This window comes from Kitasatospora sp. NPDC054768, assembly GCF_053612025.1.
The window spans coordinates 1-3,103 of record NZ_JBSHBN010000318.1; the positions used below are offsets into that span (position 1 = coordinate 1).

The window sequence follows — 3,103 nt, forward strand, 5'->3', positions numbered from 1 at the left end:
CGCCACGGGGGAGCGTGCCGGGCCGCCGGGTCCCGCACCGCCCGGCCCGACCGGACGGCCGGCCGGACTCGGCGGGGCTCAGCCGGTCATCGGACTCAGCGACTCGGCGGCTTCAGCGGGCGGACTCGTGGGCGAGGACGGCCTGGGCGACCGCCTTCTGCAGCGGGCTCAGGTGCTTGTCGACGAGGGTCTGGTAGTCGCCGGCACGGCCGTCGGCCCACTGGCCCAGGCCCGCGACCATGGCCCGGCCGGCGCCGGAGAACGCCTGCACCATGCCGCTGTCCGGGGGCAGGGTGGCCAGGCCCGAGGCGGGCGGCGGGGCCTGGGCGCCGACCTGGTAGTCGTCGAAGGCCATGCTGAGGGTGGTGACCAGGTGGACGGTGTCCTTGGGGTCGGCCATGGTGAAGACGGCCAGGTTGTACTGGTTCTTGGCGCCGTCGGTGTACAGGGCGATCTGCTCGCCCAGGCAGCCCTTGGAGGCGCGGATCATCCCGATCAGCCGCGGGCCGACCGAGTCCGGTTCGACGCAGGAGTTCATGACGGTCGATCCGACCCTGGTGTAGACCTCGCCGCCGGCCGCCGTCACCTGGGCGGGGAACAGCTGGTCGAGCGGCAGCAGGGAGGCGTCCGGGGTGGCCGAGGACCGGGCCGCGGCGGCGGAAGCCGTGACGGAAGCGGACGCGGGCACGGAAGCGGGCGGGGCCGCAGTGGCGGAAGTGGCCGGGGCCCCGCTCTCGTCACCGGAGGGGCGCAGCAGGGTGAAGGCGCCGCCGGTCACCGCGGCGGCGACGACGGCGAGCGCGAGGTTGCGCGGCCAGACCCGCTGGGGGCGGGGTGAGGAGTCGTCGGGCCGCTGGTCAGGATCGGTGGGGAACATACCGCCGTACCGTAGTGATCTTGATTGCGGCGCTTGACGACGGTCCGATCACAGTGCGATCACATTGTCGGGGCCGGTGACGGCTTGTCGTTCGTGTCCTCCGGGACCCAGGCACCGGCGCCGAGGCGCCCGGTGGTGCCGAGGTCGATTTCCGGGACGACCGTGACGGGGGCCGCGTCGGGGGTGGCGCGCACCCGCACGTACGGGGCGTTGAGCGGGTCCCCGGCACCGGCCTCGGTGGTGTTGCGCCACACCAGGGTGGTGCGGGCGCCCTCCCCCGGGCGCAGGGCGATCTTCCGCGGCGGGTCGTCGGCGCCGGTGCCGGAGGCGATCCCGGCGCCGCCGCGCAGGATCCGCACGCCGTCGAGGGGCTTGTGGTCGAGGTCGAGCGGCTGCACCTGCGGGTAGCCGTCGAGGGTGACGACGGCGGTGCCGCAGTTGCGCAGGTGCAGGCCGACCACGCGCAGGCCCATGGCGGCGTCGCCGTCGTCGGCGTACAGCCGCAGGCCGGAGGGCGGGCAGGGGCCGCCGGCACCGGGTGCCTCGGCGGTGGGCACGCTGCGGACCTTGAGGAGCTCCGGCTTCGGCGGGCGGGGGTTGTCGGGCTGTCCCAGGGTGGGCGCGCCCGGGCGGGAGCCCGGCCCGGTCGGGCCGGGCGCGGTCAGGTCGATCCGCCCCTTCTCGGTGGCGCCGGGGGCGAGCCCGGTGACGGTCCGGGTGAGGTTCCCTCCCCCGCCCGACCCGGGGCTGCCGAACACCGCCGCGCCGCGGCTCGGATCGGGGCCGTTGAACACCACGGTGTAGTCGTAGGGTTCGCTGTTCGGGTTGGTCACCTCGTACTCGAAGCAGGTGCGGCCGACGGCGGTGATCCGCACCCCGCCCTGGGCGAGCGCCGTCGGCTGCGGCACGCCGGGTGCCCCCGGCGACGGGGTGCCGCACGACCCGGGGCTGCCGGAGGCCTCCGGGCCGCCGCCGGAGGCCGCGGTCGTCGCGGTGCCGCCGGAGGCCGCGGTGCCGCAGCCCGCGAGCAGCAGTACGGCGCCGGCGGCGGCGAAGTGACGGACCATCAGCGATGGTCGGGGCATGGAGGTCTGGCGCATCGGCCGAGTCGATCACGCCCCGCGCCGGACGGCAGTGAGCCGCGTCACTTCGTGTGCAACAGCCCTGCCACGGTCCGTGCCGGCCTCCTCGCCGGGTGACGGCCCGCCGTCCTTTCCAGTGACTTGTCCGCCCGACCCGGCCGTTTCCGTTTGGCGTGTCCACGCCGCCGGAATCCCTGTGCCTCAAGAGGGCCGCGAGGCCCCGCACCGAAGGGAACCGCCAGCGTGCACCACATCATCCGGAAACTCGCCCTGCTCACCGCCGCCACCGCGACGACGGCCACCGCGGCCGTCCTCCCCGCCCCGCCCGCGCACGCCGCGCCCCGGCTGTTCGGCCCCGCGGAGTTCGGCATCAGCTTCACGCCGGACGGCGACCCCGGCCAGTGCGGCGGGCGCCAGGGCGAACAGTGGCACCTCAACGGCGACTGGTCCGACGAGATCCGGCTCGACACCGACGACCGCCCCGGCGGCTGCCGGCTCGCGTTCGGCATCTACGACCCGCAGAACCAACTGGGCTCCGCCTCCTTCCGGTACGCCTTCCAGTCCTCCCCCGGCACCGCCCCGGGGCAGTGCGGCAACGAGGGCGACTACCGGATCCCGACCTCGTCGACGGCCCGCACCTTCGGCCCGACGATCCGCATCGACACGGACAGCCGTCAGGGCGGGTGCACGCTCACCTTCCTCGTGTCGAACACCGCGTCCGCCACCCTCGACATCCGGTACGCCGGGGACGGCGACGTCAGCCAGTGCGGGGGCGCCCTCCCGAACGACGTCCACACCGCGTCCCCGGGCCATCCGGTGGCACTCGCCGTCGACACCGACAACCGCCCCGGCGGCTGCCGGCTGCAGCTCCGCATGAACGTCTAGCCGCCGGGCACGGCCCGGACACCCGGGCCGTGCCCGCCGGCCCGAGGGAGTGGGCGGGCTTGCCGACGTGCCGGTTCCGGGTGCCCGCCGAACGGACATCGAGCCACCCGGACGTCGCGGCGGGTCGGACCCACTCGGGGTCCACCCGCCCGCGTTGCGGTGGGGGGCGGCGGGGCGGGGGCCCCCCCCCCCGGGGGGCTCCCCTCGACGAGCTGGTGGCGGCCCGTCAGGTGGACGGACTGGTGCTGGCCGACGTGCT

3 protein-coding genes are annotated in these 3,103 nt (G+C 75.6%); 1 reads left to right on the plus strand and 2 read right to left on the minus strand.

The window, feature by feature from the left end; all coding sequences use genetic code 11:
• Positions 1-112: 112 nt before the first annotated feature.
• Positions 113-877: a hypothetical protein gene (locus ACWGKU_RS40770; protein ID WP_452180767.1), complete on the minus strand. Its 765-nt coding sequence runs from the start codon at positions 875-877 to the stop codon at positions 113-115.
• A gap of 59 nt (positions 878-936) precedes the next feature.
• Positions 937-1,977, minus strand: coding sequence for a DUF4232 domain-containing protein (locus ACWGKU_RS40775; RefSeq protein WP_452180768.1), 1,041 nt, complete (start codon positions 1,975-1,977; stop codon positions 937-939).
• Between the two features lie 225 nt (positions 1,978-2,202).
• Between ACWGKU_RS40775 and ACWGKU_RS40780 the strand changes: the two genes are divergently transcribed.
• Entirely contained in the window at positions 2,203-2,844 is a 642-nt protein-coding gene (locus ACWGKU_RS40780; protein WP_401055735.1) for a hypothetical protein, read from the plus strand.
• Positions 2,845-3,103 lie beyond the last annotated feature (259 nt).